18 protein-coding genes and 1 pseudogene are annotated in these 22,181 nt (G+C 59.1%); 7 read left to right on the forward strand and 12 right to left on the reverse strand.

Annotation, left to right across the window (positions count from 1 at the left end; all coding sequences use genetic code 11):
• Nucleotides 1–75 precede the first annotated feature (75 nt).
• The 4 genes from gltX (at nt 76) to GV827_RS00870 (ending at nt 3,673) form a co-directional block, all read left to right on the forward strand.
• Entirely contained in the window at nt 76–1,476 is a 1,401-nt protein-coding gene (gene gltX / locus GV827_RS00855; protein ID WP_164351801.1) for a glutamate--tRNA ligase, read from the forward strand.
• A gap of 120 nt (nt 1,477–1,596) precedes the next feature.
• Entirely contained in the window at nt 1,597–2,892 is a 1,296-nt protein-coding gene (gene gltA, locus GV827_RS00860; RefSeq protein ID WP_164351802.1) for a citrate synthase, read from the forward strand.
• A 347-nt stretch (nt 2,893–3,239) separates the two neighbouring features.
• Nucleotides 3,240–3,377, forward strand: a complete 138-nt coding sequence (locus tag GV827_RS00865) for a hypothetical protein (RefSeq protein WP_164351803.1) — start codon at nt 3,240–3,242, stop codon at nt 3,375–3,377.
• Nucleotides 3,374–3,673 (forward strand): hypothetical protein, encoded by a 300-nt coding sequence (locus tag GV827_RS00870; protein ID WP_164351804.1) that lies wholly within the window; start codon nt 3,374–3,376, stop codon nt 3,671–3,673. The genes GV827_RS00865 and GV827_RS00870 overlap by 4 nt, the downstream gene beginning before the upstream one ends.
• A 15-nt stretch (nt 3,674–3,688) precedes the next feature.
• On the opposite strand, the gene GV827_RS00875 is transcribed toward GV827_RS00870, so the two are convergent.
• The gene (locus tag GV827_RS00875) at nt 3,689–4,711 is read right to left on the reverse strand and encodes a hypothetical protein (protein ID WP_164351805.1); all 1,023 of its coding nucleotides are present in this window, start codon (nt 4,709–4,711) and stop codon (nt 3,689–3,691) included.
• A 73-nt stretch (nt 4,712–4,784) separates the two neighbouring features.
• On the opposite strand from GV827_RS00875, the pseudogene GV827_RS00880 reads away from it, so the two are divergent.
• Nucleotides 4,785–5,542: pseudogene (locus tag GV827_RS00880) on the forward strand (IS5 family transposase).
• Nucleotides 5,543–5,778: 236 nt separating this feature from the next.
• Here GV827_RS00880 and GV827_RS00885 read toward each other — a convergent pair.
• The 10 genes from GV827_RS00885 to GV827_RS00930 all read right to left on the reverse strand — a co-directional run bounded on the left by GV827_RS00885 (nt 5,779) and on the right by GV827_RS00930 (nt 17,063).
• Nucleotides 5,779–6,555: an enoyl-CoA hydratase-related protein gene (locus tag GV827_RS00885; protein WP_164351807.1), complete on the reverse strand. Its 777-nt coding sequence runs from the start codon at nt 6,553–6,555 to the stop codon at nt 5,779–5,781.
• 75 nt (nt 6,556–6,630) lie between these two features.
• The gene (locus tag GV827_RS00890) at nt 6,631–7,083 is read right to left on the reverse strand and encodes a cytochrome c-type biogenesis protein (RefSeq protein WP_164351808.1); all 453 of its coding nucleotides are present in this window, start codon (nt 7,081–7,083) and stop codon (nt 6,631–6,633) included.
• Nucleotides 7,080–9,047, reverse strand: coding sequence for a heme lyase CcmF/NrfE family subunit (locus tag GV827_RS00895; RefSeq protein WP_164351809.1), 1,968 nt, complete (start codon nt 9,045–9,047; stop codon nt 7,080–7,082). Before GV827_RS00895 ends, GV827_RS00890 begins: the two co-directional genes overlap by 4 nt.
• A gap of 73 nt (nt 9,048–9,120) precedes the next feature.
• Nucleotides 9,121–9,696, reverse strand: a complete 576-nt coding sequence (locus GV827_RS00900) for a holin family protein (RefSeq protein WP_164351810.1) — start codon at nt 9,694–9,696, stop codon at nt 9,121–9,123.
• The gene (locus GV827_RS00905; RefSeq protein WP_164351811.1) at nt 9,687–10,298 is read right to left on the reverse strand and encodes a holin-associated N-acetylmuramidase; all 612 of its coding nucleotides are present in this window, start codon (nt 10,296–10,298) and stop codon (nt 9,687–9,689) included. Before GV827_RS00905 ends, GV827_RS00900 begins: the two co-directional genes overlap by 10 nt.
• A gap of 74 nt (nt 10,299–10,372) precedes the next feature.
• Nucleotides 10,373–10,816 carry a cytochrome c maturation protein CcmE gene (ccmE, locus tag GV827_RS00910; RefSeq protein WP_164351812.1) on the reverse strand — a complete coding sequence of 148 codons (444 nt, stop codon included), beginning with the start codon at nt 10,814–10,816 and terminating at the stop codon, nt 10,373–10,375.
• Between the two features lie 16 nt (nt 10,817–10,832).
• Complete coding sequence (argC, locus tag GV827_RS00915) at nt 10,833–11,858, reverse strand: N-acetyl-gamma-glutamyl-phosphate reductase (protein ID WP_164351813.1); 1,026 nt, start codon at nt 11,856–11,858, stop codon at nt 10,833–10,835.
• A gap of 39 nt (nt 11,859–11,897) precedes the next feature.
• Entirely contained in the window at nt 11,898–12,707 is an 810-nt protein-coding gene (gene murI, locus GV827_RS00920; protein WP_164351814.1) for a glutamate racemase, read from the reverse strand.
• A gap of 14 nt (nt 12,708–12,721) precedes the next feature.
• The gene (locus GV827_RS00925; protein WP_164351815.1) at nt 12,722–13,600 is read right to left on the reverse strand and encodes a lysophospholipid acyltransferase family protein; all 879 of its coding nucleotides are present in this window, start codon (nt 13,598–13,600) and stop codon (nt 12,722–12,724) included.
• A gap of 64 nt (nt 13,601–13,664) precedes the next feature.
• Entirely contained in the window at nt 13,665–17,063 is a 3,399-nt protein-coding gene (locus GV827_RS00930) for an indolepyruvate ferredoxin oxidoreductase family protein (RefSeq protein WP_164351816.1), read from the reverse strand.
• Nucleotides 17,064–17,233: 170 nt separating this feature from the next.
• Between GV827_RS00930 and GV827_RS00935 the strand changes: the two genes are divergently transcribed.
• Both GV827_RS00935 and purL read left to right on the forward strand, forming a co-directional pair.
• Nucleotides 17,234–18,133, forward strand: coding sequence for a LysR family transcriptional regulator (locus GV827_RS00935; protein WP_164352175.1), 900 nt, complete (start codon nt 17,234–17,236; stop codon nt 18,131–18,133).
• Nucleotides 18,134–18,485: 352 nt separating this feature from the next.
• A complete protein-coding gene (purL, locus tag GV827_RS00940; RefSeq protein WP_164351817.1) occupies nt 18,486–20,645 on the forward strand; it encodes a phosphoribosylformylglycinamidine synthase subunit PurL in 2,160 nt (719 codons plus the stop codon).
• Between the two features lie 211 nt (nt 20,646–20,856).
• Here the strand turns inward: purL and GV827_RS00945 are convergent, their stop codons facing one another.
• Nucleotides 20,857–22,125, reverse strand: coding sequence for a vWA domain-containing protein (locus GV827_RS00945; protein ID WP_164351818.1), 1,269 nt, complete (start codon nt 22,123–22,125; stop codon nt 20,857–20,859).
• Nucleotides 22,126–22,181 lie beyond the last annotated feature (56 nt).

Raw genomic sequence — 22,181 nt, forward strand, 5'->3', positions numbered from 1 at the left:
TCTTACGGGGACGATGGTTAGCAAAAGGTAAATGCTGACCTGCCCCGGTCACATTCAGTTTAGAAAGAGCCTTGCATGTCCGCGCCCGTCGTCACCCGTTTCGCCCCGTCGCCCACAGGTTTTCTGCATATCGGAGGCGCGCGTACAGCGCTTTTCAACTGGCTTTATGCCCGCGGCCGTGGCGGAAAGTTCTTGCTGCGGATCGAGGACACGGACCGCGCCCGGTCGACGCCCGAAGCCACCGAGGCCATTCTGAAAGGGCTGAACTGGCTGGGCCTCGACCACGATGGCGAGATTGTGAGCCAGTTCGAGAATGCACCCCGCCATGCCGAGGTGGCGCGCGACCTGCTGGCTCAGGGCAAGGCCTATAAGTGTTTTGCCACGCAGGAAGAGATCACCGCCTTCCGCGAAGCTGCCCGCGCGGAAGGGAAAAGCACACTCTACCGCTCCCCCTGGCGCGATGCTGCCCCGGCCACGCATCCCGACGCCGCTTATGCGATCCGCATCAAGGCACCGCTTGATGGAGAAACCGTGATCCAGGACCGCGTGCAAGGCGATGTGACCATCCGCAACGACCAGTTGGATGACATGATCCTGTTACGGTCAGACGGCACACCGGTCTACATGCTGGCCGTTGTCGTCGATGACCATGACATGGGCGTGACCCATGTGATCCGGGGGGATGACCACCTTAACAACGCCGCGCGGCAGATGATGATCTACACCGCGATGGGCTGGGATGTTCCTGTCTGGGCGCATATCCCGCTGATCCACGGATCCGACGGCAAGAAACTGTCAAAACGCCACGGGGCGCTGGGGGCGGAAGAGTACCAGAAGATGGGATATCCTGCGGCTGGCATGCGCAACTACCTTGCCCGGCTGGGCTGGAGCCATGGGGACGACGAATTCTTTACCGACGCACAGGCGAAAGAGTGGTTTGATCTGGATGGCATCCGCAAAAGCCCTGCGCAGTTCGATCTGAAAAAGCTCGAAAACATCTGCGGTCAGCATATTGCTGTGGCGGATGATGCTGCATTGCGGCAGGAATGCGAAGCGTATCTGGTAGCAGCCGGGCAAACTGCCCTTACGTCCGCACAAAGTGACGGATTGGAACGGGCTATGTACTGCCTGAAAGAGCGGGCCAAGACCTTGCCAGAACTCCTTGAAAAAGCACACTTTGTCTTTTCTTCCCGTCCTGTTGAGCCGGATGAGAAGGCCGCAAAAAACCTTGATCCGGTATCCCGTGGTATACTGAAGGAATTGACGCCGCATCTGCAGAATGCTAGCTGGGACCGAGAAACGCTGGAGGAGGTGATGAACGGCTTTGCGGCCGAGAAAGACACCAAGTTCGGCAAACTCGCGGGGCCCCTTCGGGCGGCACTTGCAGGGCGCGCAGTGACCCCATCTGTTTTTGACATGATGCTTGTGTTGGGACGCGATGAAACCCTCGCCCGCCTGACGGATGCAGCGGACTGAGTTAAGGTTAACACCTTCTCAATATCCGCTGATATAACACCATGGAACGGCCCCCAAACGGGCCGCGCCCAAGACGGCTCGGGCATCATTCCGCGCCGCCAAACGGACGAAAGGGACCGCATGACAGAGAGCACGAAATCCGCAAAACTAAGTATTGATGGCAAGGAATATGACCTGCCGATCTTTTCGCCCACCGCAGGCCCGGATGTGATCGACATCCGCAAACTGTATGGTCAGGCAGGTGTCTTTACCTATGACCCCGGATTTACCTCGACTGCGTCCTGCGACAGCACGATCACCTACATCGACGGCGGCGAAGGCGTGCTTTTGCACCGCGGCTATCCGATTGATCAGCTGGCGGGCAAGTCTCACTACCTCGAAGTTTGCTACCTGCTGCTTTACGGTGAACTGCCCTCACCTGCGGAACTGGAAGATTTTGAAAGCCGTGTGACAAACCACACCATGCTGCATGAGCAGATGATGAACTTCTTCCGTGGCTTCCGCCGGGATGCGCACCCGATGGCCGTCATGGTTGGCGTGGTTGGCGCGATGTCAGCATTCTATCACGACTCGACCGACATCAACGATCCATGGCAGCGCGAGGTTGCCTCGATCCGCCTGATCGCCAAGATGCCGACGATCGCCGCGATGGCGTACAAATACACAATAGGCCAGCCTTTCATCTATCCACGCAACGATCTGGATTACGCATCCAACTTCCTGCGCATGTGCTTTGCCGTTCCGGCCGAAGACTACGTGGTGGACCCGATCCTGAGCCGCGCGATGGACCGCATCTTTACCCTGCACGCCGATCACGAGCAGAACGCCTCAACATCGACCGTGCGTCTGGCATCTTCGTCAGGTGCCAATCCGTTTGCCTGTATCGCCGCTGGTATCGCCTGCCTTTGGGGTCCGGCGCATGGTGGTGCAAACCAGGCCTGCCTTGAAATGCTCAAAGAGATCGGCACACCAGACCGTATCCCTGAATTCATCGCGCGTGCGAAAGACAAGAATGATCCCTTCCGCCTCATGGGCTTTGGTCACCGCGTCTACAAGAACTTCGATCCTCGCGCGACAGTGATGAAAGAAAGCGCGGATGAGGTGCTGGAACTCTTGGGTGTCGACAACAACCCGATCTTGCAAGTCGCCAAGGAGCTTGAGAAAGCCGCCCTCGAAGATCCGTACTTCTCCGAAAAGAAGCTGTTCCCGAATGTCGACTTCTATTCCGGCATTATCCTTGAGGCGATGGGCTTTCCCACATCCATGTTCACACCGATCTTCGCTATGAGCCGGACAGTGGGATGGATTTCCCAGTGGAAAGAAATGATCGCCGATCCACAGAACAAGATTGGCCGCCCCCGTCAGCTTTATCTTGGTGAGACGTCGCGCGACTACGTGGATATCGAAAACCGCTAATCCGCATATGTTTAAACATCAACGCCCCGGCCCCCGCGCCGGGGCGTTTTTCGTTGTGCCGTTTGTTCACGATTAGGCAACATAATATACGCGCCATGCGCCTAAATGGCATGTCACATCCCGCGCAATGACCGAATCGCGGGTGGCCACGTGGCGCCAAAGACAAGAAAATCACCGCAAATTCACGGAAATTGTTTCATCTGCCATTGCGCGTTTCGAAACAGGATGGCGCGAAACAAGGCACAATTAAGGCATTGTTTCGGTGCCGCATACAATAGACAGGCCTTCCTTGACCCTGCCAGACCCTAGTCGATAGCGTGTTTCTAACGCAGCCAAAGGGGGTGTCCATGTTTTCCGAGTTTGCCACAGTTATCGGCTGTTTGTCTCTGGTCTTGCTGACCTTGATGGCCCTGTCCGCCCGCGATGCGCGTGTCATGCGCATCAAGGCGAAGGTCCGCCATCCCCAAAAGCTGCCGCGCAAATGAGCACCTACCGTAAAGAAAGCAGCCTGCGTTGGGACCGCGCTACCGGCCTGATGGCCAGGCCGACCCAGTCAGAACCATCGCCGATGGGTATGCTTGTCCCTGACAGCCGTACCAATTGTGATCAGGTTGCCGTCGTCTATGACAAAGGCAACCCGCCGCCGGAAATTACCGTCCAGGCGATATCAGGCACAGTGACATCGGTTCATGCCAACGGTGTGCCCGTAGCCATCGTGGCGCGCGCCACCGGTCCCGGCCTGTCGGCCGAAGACGTGTTGTTGGTGGAGCGCAGCCTGTAGGGAATTGAACCGCGCCTATCCGATGTCAGTTTCGGTCGATGTAATCCCGATGATGCCAACACCACCGCCTCCGCCAAATTCGTCACCGAAGACTTCGACCGTCAGGATCGCTTCATCCCCGCCTTCGATGGCATATACAAACTGTGTGAACGCGGATTCGCCGACGGCCAGGGCATCGAATTCACCATTGGCCGAGAAATCGATGGTACCATCAGCGTTGACCATCAAAAGCCCCCCGCCAGAACCCGTCACGATCATCCCGTCCGTAAAGGTCTGACCGGCGACCGCCGTGATGGTTCCGGTATAAAGCGCACCATCGGCCGTGTCATTGTCCAGCAGCCCGAACGCGAAGTTGTCCAGCGGGTCGGCAAGCCCGAAGTCGCTGAAGCCCTCGTTCTTGCTGACAGTCATGGAATCGTCGTTGGCAATGTTCACCGTATCGGGATCACCGGTGCCGCCGCCGTCTCCAGGACCACCGGTGCCTCCACCGTCTCCAGGACCACCGGTGCCTCCACCGTCGCCGGGATCACCAGTGCCGCCGCCATCGTCAGGCTCGGTCGGGGCCTGACCGCCGATCTTGGAAGAGCCGTCGCGCGCGCCACCCTCGGGTCCGACCGACGTCAGGCGTGCCGCGAAATCCATACCAAGGAACAGATCGACCGTCAGATCGACACTGTCATGGTCCAGGATAAAGCTGGTTTCGCGGATGTCATCCTCAGCAATGCCGGCAGTGCCGAACTGAACGCCACCATCGAACTTGCCGAGGTCTTGCAACAGCTCCCCGCGGATGTTGTTGTAGTTGTCGACCTTGGTGACGTCATTGGCCTTGAAGATCATTCCAGTGACATCCGCACCCGTCGCGGTCATGCCATCAAGCAGGCTCTCGTCTGCCACGTCGAAGAAGAGGCCATTCAGGTCGCCAATGGACCCGGTTTCGCTTGTCACCACCAGGTCAAACTGGAGCGCGTTGTTCAGCATTTCCGTGATCGTCACCTGGATCACGACATCGCCGGACAGTGAGAAATTCAGTACAGTCATTATAGGGCCCGTGGACATTCAGGATTCCCATTGTGCGTAATTTCTGATTCAAACTCCCAAAATGGAGGTTTGTATGAACGATCAGCGGTTTGTAGTGTCGGACGCCTTGTGGCAGCGGCTTGAGCCGCATCTTCCAGGTAAGATCAGCGATGCCGGAGCAACGGCAAAAGACAATCGGCTGTTTCTGGAAGCGGTCTTATGGCGGGTGCGCACCGGCTCGCCTTGGCGCGATCTGCCCCCTGCCTTTGGCAATTGGAACAGCCAGTTCCGGCGGTTTCGCCGGTGGGCCAAGTCCGGTGTATTCGAGAGTCTTTTCAAAGCGATGAGTGAAGACCCGGACCTGGAATATGCTCTCATTGATGGCACTATCGTCCAGGTCCACCAGCAGGCGACCGGCTCAAAAGGGGGACTCAGCATCAGGCCATTGGGCGCTCGCTCGGTGGGCTGACGACAAAGATCGTCGCGTTGGTGGATGGGCTCGGCAATCTGGTTCGGTTCCTGCTGCTGCCTGGGCAAGCGCATGATATGAAAGGTGTCGCGCCGTTGATCAGGGGCGTTTCTTTTGACGCGCTGCTCGCGGACAAGGCGTTTGACGCGGACTGGCTATTACAAGACCTTGATGAGCGCGGTGCAACCGCTGTGATCCCACCCAAAGCAAACCGCAAGATCCAGCGCGATTATGATGCGGAGGTCTACAAGTGGCGGCATCTGGTGGAGAATTACTTCGCAAAGATCAAAGAGTTCAGAGGGATAGCCACAAGATACGACAAAACGGACTGTAGCTATGCAGCGTGTTGGAACCTCGTAGCAGCACTCATAGCTTCAAGATGATTGTCCACAGGCCCTAGTATCCTTTTGCAGCTTTCCGCTTGGATCGGCCCCCGACCGGTCCGTTGGAACGTGCCAAAGCTGATGACGCCCAAATCGGATAGGATTGTGGCGCTGCAAACAATTACTGGGGCAAAATACCTCGAATTTGGCGCAAAATATGCCGTTTCCCGCAGGTTAACTGCGGGTTGATCAGGGGCAAACCAGTCCCCAATGCACTGAAAGAACTCGGTTTCGCTTCAGCGACCTTCGAAAGTTGCGGCCCGTTTCTCAACAAACGCCAATACGCCTTCTTTGAAATCACGTGACTTGCCGCAAGTACCCTGGGTCTGCGCTTCAAGTGTCAGCTGTTCTTCGAAATCGTTGTTCCAGGAACCTCTGATGACTTCCTTGATACCGGCATATGCAACTGTAGGCCCTGTCGCCAGTTGCGCCGCCTTGGCGCGCCAGTGGGCGTCAAACTGCGCATCTGGCACTGCTTCCCAGATCATGCCCCAGTCATCGGCCTGCCGGGCGCTGATCTTGTCGGCGAAAAGCGCCGCACCCATCGCCTTGGCCGTCCCCATAGAACGTGGGAGCACGTAGGTGCCGCCCGCATCCGGGATCAGCCCGATGCGTGAGAAGGCCTGCATGAAATAGGCGCTTTCAGCCGCAAAGACCACGTCGGCAGCCAGTGCCAGATTGGCCCCGGCCCCGGCAGCGGGGCCATTCACCGCAGAAATCGTCGGGATCGGACAGTTTACGATGGCGCGCAGCATCGGCGCATATTCATCGCGCAAGGTCCGTTCCAGATCGATAGAGGCGCCATCGGCGCGGTCGCCAAGGTCCTGACCCGAACAGAACGCACGGCCCTCTCCGGTCACCACCAGAACCCGCGCGTCCTTGCCCGCCTGCGTTGCGGCATGCGCGATTTCGGCCCGCATTTGTGTGGTCAGCGCGTTCATCTTGTCCGCGCGGGCCAGCGTGATGATGGCGACCCCGTCTTCGACTGCATAGGTGATGGTTTGGTAGTCCATGATCAGGGGTCCTTTGTCGGCAAAATTTGCCTCAGTGATAGCAAAGTCAGGCCGAACCACCAGCAAAACCGGACGTCATTGCTGCAAAATATCGTCCAGACGGGCCTGTTCATCCGCGCTAAGCGGGGCCTCCGTCGGGGCTTTCGCCGTTGAACGCCCCCTGAGGTAGATAAACCCTACCCCCCCAGCAAGCAGAAGCATCAAGGGTCCTGCCCCCCAGAGCAGCCAGTTGGCCCCGGTCGCAGTCGGGTTCAGCAGCACGTATTCCCCGTAACGATCGACGATGTACTCTACTGCCTCCTCATCGCTATCACCTGCCACCAGCCGCTCTCGCACCAGCAGGCGAAGGTCACGCGCAAGGCTTGCGTTGCTTTCGTCAATGCTCTCGTTTCGACAGACAAGGCAGCGCAGGCCCTTGGACAGTTCGCGCGCCCGATCTTCCAGAACCGGATCGTCAAGCATCTCATCCGGCTGTACGGCCCAGACAGGCGCCGCAAACAGCAACAGGATCAAAACCAGCCGCTTCATTCCGCTGGCACCGCGGCGGCGCGGCGGCGTGTGGCCCCCGCCGCTACCCGGAAACGGCGGTCGCTCAGGCTGAGCAGACCGCCCAATGCCATCAGCGCCGAGCCGATCCAGATCCAGTTGGTCAGCGGCTTGATGTAGGTGCGGATTGTCCAGCCCCCTCCCGTCTGCTGATCCCCGATCACGACATAGACGTCGCGCTTCAGGTCATAGTCGATGGCGGCCTCGGTCGTGGGCATCTGCGCCACAGGATAAAACCGCTTCTCTGGCTTAAGCTGTGCGATCTCCTGTCCGTCTTGGGACAAGGTCAGCACGCCCATAGTCGACAGGTAATTCGGCCCCCGGATTTCCTGTACATCGGTTAGCATCAATTCATAGCTCCCAACCGTCCAAGGCTGGTCGATCTGCGCCACGCGAATGTCATCCACGGTCCAGGCCGTCAGCCCGGCGACTCCAGCCATGGTCACGCCCAAACCGGAATGCGCCACCGCCTTGCCCCAATCCGCCCTTGGAAGGCGCATCAGACGACCAAGTCGGTCCGCGCCACGCCCCGTCCGCTGGGCAAGCTCAACAATCACGCCCATCACAAGCCATGCGCCAAGGAACATGCCAATCGGTCCGATCATGCTGCGCCCGGATTGCATCGCATAGGCCAGACCGCCCACCGCAATTGCCAGAACGAAGACATAGCGCAAAGGCTTGATCGCGCGCATGAGACGCGCGCGTTTCCATGGCAGGACAGAGCCCACCGGAAGGATCAGCCCCAAAGCAACCATGAAGGGCGTGAATGCTGCGTTGAAAAACGGCGGACCGACGCTCAGCTTGCGGTCAAAAAACATCTCGGCCACCAGTGGCCACATGGTGCCAACGAAAACGACAAAGCACGATACCGCCAGCAACAGATTATTCACAACCAGCGCGGATTCACGGCTGACAAGGCCAAAGACGCCCTTTGCCTCCATCGCACCCGCACGCAGCGTAAACAGCACCAAAGCGCCGCCCATAAAGAACGCCATGATCATCAAGATCCAAATGCCACGCTCAGGATCGTTCGCGAACGCATGAACCGAGGTCAGCAGGCCGGAGCGTACGATGAATGTCCCGATCAGGGAAAACCCGAAGGCAAGGATGGCCAGCAGGATCGTCCAGCTTTTCAACGCTTCGCGCTTCTCAACCACAATGGCCGAATGCAGCAGCGCGGCAGCCAAAAGCCACGGCATGAAGCTTGCGTTCTCAACCGGGTCCCAGAACCAGAAACCGCCCCAGCCAAGTTCGTAATAGGCCCACCATGATCCCAGCGCGATGCCGATGGTCAGAAAGACCCATGCAGCCAAGGTCCATGGCCGCACCCAGCGACCCCATGCAGCATCCACACGGCCTTCGATCAGTGCAGCCACGGCAAAGCTGAACGCCATGCTGAGACCAACGTAACCGAGATACAGGAACGGCGGATGGAAGGCCAAACCGGGGTCCTGCAACAGAGGGTTCAGATCCTGGCCATCAAACGGCGGCGTTTCCAGCCGCAGAAACGGGTTGGATGTGAAAATGATGAAGGCAAAGAAAGCCACAGCGATGGCCGACTGTACTGCAAGTACCCGCGCGCGCAGCGTTGGTGGCAGGTTGCCCCCAAACCACGCGGCCATCGCACCGAACAAAGTGACGATGAGCACCCAAAGCAACATGGATCCTTCGTGGTTTCCCCACGTCCCGCTGATTTTGTAGAGCATCGGTTTCGCAGAATGGCTGTTCAGCCACACGAGCCGCAGCGAGAAGTCCGAGACGATGAACGCCCACATCAGCGCGCCAAAGGCCAGTGCGGTCAGGGCAAACTGCGCCCCTGCCGCGGGCTCTGCCACGGCCATCCAACTATGCCAGCGTTTCTGCGCCCCAATAAGCGGTACAACCATCTGAACAATCGCCACGAGAAAGGCGAGGATCAGCGCGAAATGTCCAAGTTCTGTAATCATGCTGAGAATATACGCGGCAATTGAAAGGGTTGCCACGTCAATTCATCGCGAGGACCGGCACAAAGCGTCGCAGTTAAACTTGCTGGCGCTTCCACGCCTCAAGTGCTGCGTTTTCATTCGGACGCACAGTGTGAATCGAGAGCGTCGCATCCGGCCCCGTATCAGCCACGGCGACGCTGTCTGCGCGTAGTTTACCAATCGTCTCTATGTTGCTTAGCACCTGTGGAACCCGTGCCACTGTGCCGACGATTTCACGCTGAAATTCCTGCGCTTTGACCTGATGACGCGCCCCGAAATAGAATGAAACGATCACGCCCAAAAGCCACCAAAGCGGTTCAGGCACCAGCGCAATCCCTTGCATTCTTTCAGAAAACCACAAGGGGCTGACCATCGCTGAGACAAACAGCCCCAATGTGCCCAAGGCCAGCGCCGGGCGTGGCAACCGGTTGAGCCCATCCATGAAGCGGTCAAATGCGCCTTTGCGCGGGACGACGAACTCGGCTCCAAACTGTGCCATCGCCTGCCCCTGCACGCCTGCGCTTCGTTCAGCGCCCGCTTCGGCATTTTCGCGGAACACCTCCACGGTTTCCCGAACTACATTGGTTGGCCCGCCAAAAACCACCGTCAACAAGCGTTCCATCAACCCCATGCCGCCACCCGTTCCTGAAATGCTGCGTCTGACAGATGATAGGCAGGAGAAATGAAGGCTTCGGCCCGCGTGATCCAGCCGCCTTTGCCGCCTGCCCTTGTCCTTGCGTATTTGCGGCTGGCCACGCGTTTGTCCGCCAGCCTGAAGTAGTAATTCCGCCGCGCAATGCCGTAGGCGTCGACCAAATGGTCCGGGGCCGCCGCCATCGCCTGACCGGCAGCGCCCAGCGTTTGCGGCCCTAGCACACCATCCACACTGACACTGATCCCCATATCACCCAGCAATCGCTGGAGTATCTTGACCGCATTGGCCCCGGCGTTGACGTACATGTCGAAGACACTTGGCTGGAGCGGTGCTGGCAATCTGCCAATGAGAGGACGTTCGAAATAGTGCTGAATGAAAATATCCACCGCTTGCACCCGGCTCAGCTTGCGCACATCAGCCACGCTGACCCGGCCATCTCCGGTCAAGTCCAGCCCAAGCCTGCGCATCGTGTGGATCGTCACACCGAAATTCGTGGCACCACCCGGATCGTCGGGATCCTTCACGAACCCGCCTTCACGCGCCACGATCTCTTCCGCGATGTCCCTGACTGAAACCATGCCAATCCTCTCCGCTTAATCGGCGGTCAGGAGGCATCAGATTGGTTAATGAGTGGTTGGCGTACCGTCCGCTTTCAGCTTTCCGGCTCGACGTAGACGCCCTGTTCCTTCAGCGCGTCAACGACCTCTTTGGGCATGTAGGTTTCATCATGCTTTGCAAGGATTTCAGTGGCTTGAAACACGCCGTTCACGTATGAACCAGTGCCCACCATGCCCTGATTTTCCTCAAACAGATCGGGCAATACCCCGGTGAAAGTTACAGGAACCGATGCACCGCCATCAGTCACGCTAAAGCGCACGGTCTCGCTTTCGCCGCGCACCAGTGTGCCTTCCTCAACCAGCCCGCCAATGCGGAACACCTCACTTGGGCCAGGTGGCTCCGCAATGACCTGAGACGGGGCGCGAAAAAAGTTGATGCCATCGCGCATCGCATAGCCGATCAAGGCAGTGGACGCGATCAAAGCGACTACTGCCACAGCGATCACTTGGACACGTCTTTGTTTTTTCAGGCTTTTCATGCGCGCACCGACACCTTTAGGGGAACAGAGGGGCCATCATCAGCCCCTCTGTCTCATCAATATTTAACATCAGGTTGGCATTCTGCAACGCCTGCCCGCTGCTACCTTTTGTCAGATTGTCCAGTGCCGCCGTGACAATGGCCCGTCCTTCGATGCGATCAGCGGAAACGCCGATGTGACAAAAGTTCGAACCGCGGATGTGCCGCGTGCTTGGCATTTGTCCGAACGGGATCACCTCAATAAAGGGTTCGTCCCGGTAGGTTGCGGCAAGCGCCTCAAACACCTCCTCGGGGTCCCCTTTCACATAACACGTTGCTAATATCCCCCGGTTGGCGGGGATCAGATGCGGCGTGAACTGCACCTTCACGGGCCGCCCGGCAATTGCCGAAAACTCCTGATCGAACTCACCCAAGTGTCGGTGCGTGCCGCCAATGGCATAGGCATGGTAGCCTTCGGACAGTTCCGCATGCAGCAGGTTTTCCTTCAGCGACCGCCCCGCCCCGGACACGGCGCATTTCATATCCAGGATGATGTCATCAAAATCGATCACCTTGCGTTCGATCAGGGGGCGGATGGCAAACTGCCCCGTCGCTGCGTTGCACCCGGTGCCTGCGACAAGCCGCGCCGCCTTGATCTCGTCACGGTAAAACTCTGTCAGCCCATAGACCGCTTCTTTCTGCTGTTCGAGCGCGGCATGCGGATTGCCGTACCATTTCTCATAGTCCACCGGATCACGCAGCCGGAAATCCGCCGACAGGTCGACGATTTTCAGATCCTTCGGCAACGCGGCAATCACCTCTTGCGAGGTCTTGTGCGGCAGCGCGCAAAAGCACAGGTCGATATGCGAAAAATCAATGTCCTCGATGGTGACAAGGTCAGGCAGGTGAAGGTGGCGCAGGTGCGGAAACACCTCGGCCATGGATTGACCTGCTTTAGAGTTGGCCCCCAATGCTTTGATATTCATATAGGAGTGGCCGGCGATCAGCCTGATCAACTCGGCCCCGGTGTAACCGGAGGCACCAAGGATGGCGATATTGTACATCTGATAGAATCCCTTGTTCGGGTATCGTTTAAGCGAAATTCAGGCGGCAGTGAACTGAATTGATCGTCGCAAAAACTGCGTAGCCCGGCTGCTGACCCGTGCGGGTTCACCGGTTGTCAGAAACGCGGCCTCGCCCGTGCCCAGCTTGTCGGGATGCCGCTCAAGATAGTCGGCAAGGCTTTCCGCGACGAGGTTGGCCTGAGAATAGACCGCTACATCCTCACCCAGCGCCTTTTGAAACGCCTCCTGCATCAACGGGTAATGCGTACAGCCAAGGATCGCGGCCTCCGGATCCGGCATTTTGCGCTTCAGGGCATCCACATGGCTTTGCACCAGCGCCTCGGCCAGAATGAAATCTCCATCCTCGATGGCGTCTACGACACCACCACAGGCTTGTGCTTCGACATCCACGCCGATCGCCCGGAAGGCCAGCTCGCGCTGAAATGCGCGACTTGCCACTGTCGCGGGCGTCGCAAAAAGCGCCACATGCTTGACCGCCACCTCGCGCGGCGGGGAATTGTCCCCCCACCGGCGTTCCGTAAGCGCCTCAATCAACGGCACAAAGACTCCAAGCACACGTTTGTCGGCTGGCACCCAGGATTCCTGCATCCGCCGCAGCGCCGCCGCAGAGGCCGTGTTGCACGCCAGAATCACCAGATCACAGCCCGCATCGAACAGGCGTTGTACCGCAGCTGTTGTCAGATCATAGATGTCGTCGGACGTCCGAACGCCGTAGGGCGCATGTGCGCTGTCAGCGAGGTAGACGAACTCCACCTCCGGTAGCCGTTCCTGCACCGCCTGCAGGACCGTCAAGCCACCCAAGCCACTGTCAAATATGCCTACTGCCATGCCGCATTCGCCTTTCAGGCGCGATAGTGTTCTTCGAATTCAAAGCCAAGCTCGGTTGTCACCAGCGGCTCTGGCGACAACTCATACGTGGCTTTGCGCAGGAAATCCATCATGCCTTTGGCGTCATGTGACAGTGGGTCCAGAACGTCACGGTTCAGGGGTTTGCCGATGGCCACCCGCACGGATGTGTCGATCCGTTTGCGGAACTCCTTAATGAGCAAACCCAAGCGTAAAGTCTGATGCAAATGGCTCGCGATCTGGAACATCCGGCTGGTGTGGCCGTCGAAATAGATCGGCACCACCTTGGCCCGTGATTTGGCGATCATCCGGGCGGTGAAACTGCGCCAAACGGGGTCCATCGGCCGGGAAAATGGCCGGGCCGCCGTGCTGACTGTGCCACCAGGAAAAATACCGACCGCGCCACCCTGCGCCAAAAAGTCGAGCGCTTTGCGGCGTGTGGCCAGATTCAGCGCCAGCGCGGCTTTATCGTTGTCGAAACTCACGGGGAGCAAATGCTCTTGCAACTCCGGTGCGCAGTCAAAGACCGAATGCGCCATGATCCGAAAATCTTTTCGCGTTCTGGACATCATCTGCCCCAGCATCAGGCCATCAAGGATCCCGTAGGGGTGATTGGCGATGAATATCACCGGCCCTTCGCGCGGGATCAGGTCCAGACTACCAGAAACGACATCTAGGCTGAGCCCATATCGGTCAGCCATCACGTCGAAAAAGCCTGAACCGGCGCTCAGATCATCCTCATACCCAATGGCCCGCTTGATCAGGCGCAGACGTCCCGTTGAATTCTCCATCAAACGGATCATGGCCCGGCCCGTTCTGCTTTGCGCGGAGTGCGCATAGCTGATCTCGCGGGTCGAGGGCGGCCGGCGTCGCATAGGCACATCGTCCAGTTCCGTTTGCACCTTTGCTAGGCAAGCAGTGTGACACCCGCGTGACAGTTCACTCCGCCGCTTTGCGTGTCTCGGTGCCACCCGCACGGATCACGCTCAGCAACTCTTCGCGACGTTTTGCTGCCTTGGCCTCATTGGCCTGCTTCACCGGACCAAAGCCCCTGATCTGCTTGGGCAGTTCGGCCAGCGCCACGATCGCTTCGCGGGTCTGATCGGTCAGCTTTGGCAGCACTTCGGCCATGTCGGCTTCGTATTGCTTGATCAATGCACGCTCCATCTTGCGCTCGGCGGTATATCCAAAGGGATCGAAGGGCGTTCCGCGCAGCCCCTTGAGCTTTGTAAGCAGGCGCAGAGGCCGCTCAAGCCAAGCTCCGAATTGGCGCTTCACCGGACGGCCATCCGGGCCGGTCTTGGACAGCATCGGCGGGGCGAGGTTGAAGGTCATTTTGAAATCGCCCTCAAATTCTGCTGCTGCCTTTTCCCTGCTGCTGAGCAAAAGCCGCGCGACTTCGTATTCGTCCTTGTAAGACAAAAGCTTGTGATAGCCTTCGGCCAAGGCCGCCTTCACATCCCGGTCCTCTACCGAATTCACCAGCTTTGCATAGCGTTTTGCCAGCCGTTTGCCCTGATAGGCGGTGAGGTGATCCATTCGGAAAGCCGTTTTTTCATCCAGCGTTTTTGGCAGCGAGACTACATTGGGGGCCAGCACCGACGCTGCATCGGCCGGATAGAGCGCCGCCCAGCGCCCCAGTTCGAAGGCGCGCAAATTGCCCTCAACGGCAGCGCCGTTCAGACGGATCGCCTCTTGAATGCTTTCCAGCGACAGGGGCAGCAGCCCCTTTTGCCAAGCACCGCCAAAGACCATCATGTTGGAATAGATCGAATCGCCCAGCGCCGCCTTGGCCAGATCGGAGGCATCAAACAACGTCACGTCGTCCTTAAGCCGCGCTTCAAGCGACAGGGTCAGCCGGTCGTAGGGCAGTTTGAATTCCGTATCGCGGGTAAAATCGCCTGTCACGATCTCGTGGCTGTTGACCACCGCCCCGGTGCGCCCTGCCTGCGTCAGTCCCAGCGTCTTGGAGCCAGCAGAGACCACCAGATCGCCCCCGATCAGCGCGTCCGCCTCACCGGTTGCCACGCGGATGGCCGAGATGTCTTCGGGCCGGTTGGCCAGACGGCAGTGGATGTGCACCGCGCCGCCCTTCTGGGCCAGTCCCGCCATCTCCATCATGCCCGCACCCTTGCCATCAAGCTGCGCGGCCTGCGCAAGCACCGCGCCGATGGTCACAACCCCGGTGCCGCCGACGCCGGTGATCACCACGTTGTGGGTGCCGCTGATTTCGGGGATCGCGGGCATCGGCAAATCGGGTATCTTGATCTCGGTCGTCGCCTCCTTGCGCACCTTTGCGCCTTCCAGCGTCACGAAGGACGGGCAGAACCCCTTGAGGCAGGAAAAGTCCTTGTTGCAGGAGGATTGGTCGATCGCCCGCTGGCGGCCAAGCTCGGTCTCTTTCGGTACGATGGAGACGCAATTGGACTGCACCCCGCAATCGCCACAGCCCTCGCAGACGTCGGTATTGATAAACACGCGCTTGTCGGGGTCCGGGAACAGCCCTCGCTTGCGGCGGCGGCGTTTTTCAGCGGCGCAGGTCTGGATATAGACGATGGCGCTGACCCCTTCCTTGGTCGAGAAATCCTTTTGCACCGTATCCAGCTGCGCACGTTCGTGCATCGGCACACCCTTGAAGTCCGCGGCCTCGACATCTTCCTTTTCGTCATAGACGACGGCGAGGTTCTTTATCCCCATCGCGCGCAGTTCGTCGACAATGCGCGGGGCGTCCAGATCACCTTCGTTGTGCTGGCCTCCGGTCATGGCAACAGCGTCGTTATAAAGGATCTTGTAGGTGATGTTGGTTTCTGCCGCGACAGCAGCACGGATCGCCTGAATGCCTGAGTGGTTATAGGTCCCGTCTCCGATGTTCTGGAACACATGCGCACGTGTCGAGAACGGGGCCTCTCCGATCCAATTCGCGCCCTCGCCCCCCATGTGGGTGAACCCCAGCGTGTCGCGGTCCATCCATTGCGCCATGAAATGGCAGCCGATGCCAGCATAGGCGCGGCTGCCTTCGGGAACCTTGGTCGAGGTATTATGCGGACAGCCCGAACAGAAATACGGCAGCCGTGCCGCGATTTCCTCGGCGTTGTCGGCGCGCCGCGCTTCGTCCAGCTTGGCCAGTCCTGCCTTGATGCCATCGGTTTCGCGCCCTTCTTCACACAGGACGCGGCCCAGTTTCTCAGCGATATCTACCGGATCAAGCGCCCAGCGCGCCGTGAAAAACTCTTCGCCGTTCTTGCGCCCACCGTAGACCCGGTGGCGCATGTCATCGTCAAACAACGCCTCCTTGATCTGAACCTCGATCAGTTTGCGCTTTTCCTCGACCACCACGATCAGGTCCAGGTCTTCCGCCCAGTCGTGGAAACCCTTCATGTTCAGCGGCCATGTCTGACCCACCTTATAGGTCGTTATGCCAAGCCTCTCGGCCTCGTTCTCATCAATGTTCAAAAGGCTCAGCGCATGCACCAGATCAAGCCAGTTCTTGCCTGCGGCGACAAAGCCAATCTTGGCCCCCGGCTTGCCCCAGACACGCTTGTCGATCCCATTGGCATGGGCAAAAGCCTCGGCCGCGTAACGCTTGTAATCGATCAGCCGCGCTTCCTGATCGATCCGGTCGTCAACCAACCGGATGTTCAGACCGCCCTCCGGCATCTCGAACTCTGGCGTAACAAAGGAAAGACGGTGTGGATCACCATCCACCACCGAGGTCACTTCAACAGTGTCCTTCATGGTCTTGAGACCTACCCAGACCCCCGCATACCGAGACAGTGCCCAGCCATAGATGCCGTAATCCAGAATCTCCTGAACGCCAGCGGGGCTGACCACCGGCATATAGGCATCCACCATGGCGAATTCCGACTGGTGCAGCACGGTCGAGGATTCGCCCGTGTGGTCGTCTCCCATCGCCATCAGTACGCCGCCGTTTTTCGAGGTGCCCGCCATATTGGCGTGCCGCATCACGTCGCCCGAGCGGTCCACCCCCGGCCCCTTGCCGTACCAAAGACCGAAAACGCCATCGTACTTCCCCTCACCGCGCAGTTCCGCCTGCTGTGCGCCCCAGAGCGCGGTGGCGGCCAGATCCTCGTTCAGCCCGGCCTGGAAAGTGATGTTTTTCTCGGCCAGAAACTTTTCGGCCTTCATCATCTGCATGTCGACGGCACCCAATGGCGATCCGCGATACCCGGTCACAAGCCCCGCAGTATTCAGCCCCGCCGCCCGGTCACGTTCGGAGTGCATCAGCATCATCCGCACCAATGCCTGCGTGCCATTCAGCAGCACCGGGCTCTTTTCCGTGTCGAAACGATCATTGAGTGAAATCTTTGGCGTCGTCATGGCGGCCTCCCTACGTTCCGTCAGTCTTGCACAAATCTAAAAAGATTATAGGTCACATATGCTGACCTGTATAGCTGATTTTTCCGGCACAGTCCGGTACAAGTGTCACAAGCCTGTGTTCTTTTGACAGTTATGCTTTAGGACATAGGCAGAAGATGAAAGAGAAGACCATGGACTGGGACAAACTGCGCATTTTTCACGCCGTCGCCGACGCGGGGTCGCTGACCCACGCGGGCGACAAGCTCAACCTGTCGCAATCCGCTGTCTCGCGCCAGATTCGCGGATTGGAAGAACAACTCAACACGAACCTCTTCCATCGCCATGCCCGCGGACTGATCCTGACGGAACAGGGCGAATTGCTGTTCGATGCCACCGCTGCGATGACAAAACGGCTTGACGCCGCAGCCGCGCGCATCCGTGACAGCGAAGAAGAGGTATTCGGTGAATTGCGCGTGACCACCACCACGGGCTTCGGTACTCTCTGGCTCGCCCCGCGCCTGCCCAAACTCTACGAAAAGTACCCTGATCTCAAAGTCGATCTCATGCTTGAAGAACGCGTGCTCGACCTGCCGATGCGCGAAGCGGATGTGGCCATCCGGATGAAAGAACCCTCTCAGGCCGACCTCATCCGCAAGAAACTGATGATGATCAAGATGTGCCTTTATGCGTCTCCTGCATATCTAGAAGCCAATGGCACACCTGAAACGATCGAAGACATGGCGGACCACCGGCTGATTTGCCAGAATACCGACAGCGATCAGGTCGGCGCAGGCCTCAACCTGGTCCAGCAGCTGATGCTGCATGACGTGCGCTCTTTGCTGACGGTCAACAATTATTTCGGCGTGCTTCAAGGCGTTCTGCATGATCTGGGGATAGGTGTTCTGCCCGATTACCTGATTCAGGATTTTCCGGATCTGGTACAGGTTTTGCCCGAAATCGAGTCTGCAGACGTGCCGGTCTTTCTGGCTTATCCGGAAGAATTGCGGCAGTCCAAGCGCGTTGCAGCGTTCAAGGACTTTGTTCAGGACGAAATTATTACTTACCGCAAGCAATTGAAAGAAAAGCAATAACAGACAGGTATGCGATCTATGCATAGCAGATATGTTACAAAAAGTTCGAACTCTGACTTGATTGCAAGCATTCCGCCACCTAGTTCAGCGTTATGAAGAGGACAGCCTTCGGGCGTGTCGCTTCATACCTCCCTGTTGGACTTGGCCGAGCCCTGTGCTCGGCCTTTTTTTTGCGCCACTGCCAACCCGGTTCGTGCCCATGACAGAGCATCTTCGTGACGGCATCTAGACCACTTCATTCCTGACCAACCGCCGCTTGAGGTTTCACGGCGGAAAACCCACTGCCCCCTTCCTTCCCCAGCGACCTTGCACTAAGAGACGGGGCAACCACTGCCACGGGGGAATGGGGCATATGCAAGAGCCTGCCATCACGGATGAAATCGTCGCCGCACACGGGTTCACGCCCGAAGAATTCGCCGAGGTAAAAAACATCCTCGGACGGGAGCCGAACTACACCGAAATGGGGATCTTTTCGGCGATGTGGAACGAGCATTGCTCGTATAAATCATCCAAGAAATGGCTGCGCACCCTGCCCACCACCGGCCCACAGGTCATCTGCGGCCCCGGTGAGAACGCGGGCGTGGTGGACATCGGCGACGGTCAGGCGCTGGTCTTCAAGATGGAAAGCCACAACCACCCCTCCTACATCGAACCCTACCAGGGCGCGGCCACCGGCGTGGGCGGTATCCTGCGCGACGTCTTCACCATGGGCGCGCGCCCGATCGCTGCGATGAACTCTCTCAGCTTTGGCCGGCCGGACCACCCCAAAACCCGGCAGCTGGTTCACGGCGTCGTGGCAGGCGTCGGCGGATACGGCAATTGCTTTGGCGTGCCCACCGTGGGCGGGGAGGTGCGCTTTGACACCGCTTACGACGGCAACTGCCTGGTGAACGCCTTTGCCGCGGGCCTCGCCGATGCCGACAAGATCTTTTATTCGGCCGCATCGGGCATCGGCATGCCCGTCGTCTATCTCGGCGCGAAAACCGGCCGCGACGGTGTCGGCGGCGCCACCATGGCCTCGGCCGAATTCGACGACACGATCGAGGAAAAGCGCCCCACCGTTCAGGTGGGCGACCCCTTCACCGAAAAACGCCTGATGGAAGCCACGCTGGAACTGATGGCAACGGGCGCGGTGATCTCCATTCAGGACATGGGTGCCGCAGGCCTCACCTGCTCTGCGGTCGAAATGGGTGACAAAGGCGGCCTCGGGGTGCGCCTTGACCTGGAAAAGGTCCCGGTCCGCGAAGAAAACATGACCGCCTATGAGATGATGCTGTCCGAGAGCCAGGAGCGCATGCTCATGGTCCTGCGCCCCGAACTGGAGGCAGAGGCCAAGGCCGTTTTTGACAAATGGGACCTTGATTTCGCCATCGTGGGCGAGACGATCGAAGAAGACCGCTTTCTCATCATGATGAACAACACGGTCAAAGCGGACCTTCCCTTGAGCAAACTCGCCTCCACCGCACCGGAATATGACCGCCCATGGCAGGAAACGCCTGCGGCCACACCACTGGCTGATGTTCCCGGCATTGATCCCATCGACGGGCTGAAGGCGTTGATCTCTGATCCAAACTATGCCGCCAAGAACTGGGTGTTCGAACAATACGACACCATGGTCATGGCCGACAGCGCACGAACACCAGGCATCGGTGCAGGCATCATCCGCGTCCACGGCACCGACAAAAGCATTGCCTTCACCTCTGACGTCACGCCCAGATACGTCAAGGCCAATCCCGTCGAAGGCGGCAAGCAGGCGGTCGCAGAGGCCTACCGCAACCTCACGGCGGTCGGCGCAAAGCCACTTGCGACCACTGATAACATGAACTTTGGCAACCCTGAAAAACCCGCCATCATGGGCCAGTTCGTCGGCGCCATAAAAGGCATCGGTGAAGCCGTCTCTGCCCTAGATATGCCCATCGTCTCCGGCAACGTCTCGCTCTACAACGAGACCGACGGCGCCGCGATACTGCCCACGCCCACCATCGGTGCCGTGGGCCTTATCGACCATCCCGATCACATCATCGGCTGCGATGTCCGCGACGGCCATGTGGCGCTGGTGCTTGGGGAAACCCATGGCCATCTTGGCCAATCCGCCCTTCTTGCCACCGTCTTCAACCGTGCCGAAGGCGATGCACCTGCGGTCGATCTGGCAGCAGAAAAGGCGCATGGTGACTTCATCCGCGCCAACCGCGATCTGATCCGGGCCTGCACGGACCTCAGCGATGGCGGCCTCGCCCTCGCCGCCTTTGAGCTTGCCGAAGCCTCGGGCGTCGGTATGACCCTTGATGCCTCCGACACGCCGACCCTGTTCGGCGAAGATCAGGCGCGCTATCTCATCGCCTGCAACTTTGATCAGGCCGAGGCACTCATGACCGCTGCGACTGCGGCAGGCCTCACGCTGACATCCGTTGGCAAGTTTGGCGGCAGCGATATTGCATTCGGGGGTGCCTCGGCCTCCCTCGAAGACCTGTCCCTGATCTTCCGTACGACCTTCGGGGCCACTTTCGCCTAAGCCACTTGGTTTCGGAGCCGCCGTTGCGTGAGATCAGGCGGACAGGGCGATGGCCGTTTGCCAAGAGGAATCGCGGAGGGTCCCGCTTGCGGGATACCGCTATTCCTCTTGGGAAGCGGACAGCGGTCTGTCAGACAGGGCTCATGCAAGGGCGGCTCCGAAACCATTTGGTTTTGGTGGGCCAGCAGCGCCTTTTCAGCCCGCGAAGAGGCTAGAGCCGATGAGCTGCAAGTTCCGCAACCAACCGCGCCTTTTCTCCGACATCTTCAGGCCGAGAGATCACCTCGGCCAATGCCTCCAGCGACGCAATCGAATGCCCGGCCCGAAAGCTATCGACATGCGGCAACATTGCGCGGATTCCGGCGGCCTTGGGCGCAAAGCCATCCCAGCGCAGCAACGGGTTCAGCCAGATCAACCGACGTGCGGTCAGATGCAGACGTTGCATCTGACGCGCCAGATCTTCCGGCGCGTCCCGGTCCAGCCCGTCCGTGATCAGCAGAACGACAGCCCCGTGCCCCATCACGCGCCGTGACCAATCGCGGTTGAAGGTCTCCAGACAGGCCCCGATGCGCGTACCGCCTTCCCAATCCTGCGCCTCCGCCCCGGCAGCGGCAAGTGCCGCATCCACGTCCCGTGTCGCCAAATGCCGCGTGATGTTGGTCAGCCGCGTCCCGAAGGTAAACGCATGCACCTTGGCCCAGCCCGCCCCCTTGGCGTTGCTGACGGCATGCAAAAAATGCAGAATGACCCGCGAATACTGGCTCATGGAGCCAGAGATATCGCAAAGCACCACGAGATTGGGATAACGAGGGCGCGGTTTCTTGAAGGCCAGACGGTCCATTTCGCCCCCGCGTCGCAAGGCCTGCCTCAGCGAACGTGCGGCATCGATCCGACCCTGCGGGGCCGCCATCCCCCGTCGCGAGGGCAAGGGTTTGACCGGCAGCGCCAGTCGCGCCAGCATCCGTTTTGCCTCTGCCATCTCGGCAATGCTCATCTGCTCGAAATCCAGCGTGCGTAGTCGTTCGGCACTCGACATGGTCAGGCTTGCGTCGACCTCAATGACCGCGTCCTCTTCGGCGCTGTCCGCCTCATCTTCCCGTTGCGGTGCCTCGGCCCCGTCCAGCAGCGCCTCTGCTGCGCGCTTCTCTGCCGCTTGCGCTGACCGCTCCTCCTGCACCCCGCGGATCGCGGGCAACATCGCGGCCATCATATGTTCCATGTACCGCGGGTCGCGCCAATAAAGGCGAAAGAGCTGGGCAAAGACGGTGCGGTGTTCGGGCCGGTTCACGAAACACGCATGCAGCGTCCAATAAAAGTCCCGCTTGTCGGTAAAACCCGCCGCCTCGACAGCACGGATTGCATCAATCACGCGGCCCGGCCCGATAGGCAATCCCGCACGCCGCAGGGCGCGGGCGAAATGGGTGATGTTGCCGGCAAGCTTCGGGTCGTCCGGCAGGTCTAACGGTGGCAATTCAGCCATGACGCGGGGATCGGAGGCCCAGCCCCCGAATTTCCAAGGCGTTTGAGGTCCACAAC

The organism is Sulfitobacter sediminilitoris, from assembly GCF_010667575.1.
GTDB lineage: Bacteria > Pseudomonadota > Alphaproteobacteria > Rhodobacterales > Rhodobacteraceae > Sulfitobacter > Sulfitobacter sediminilitoris.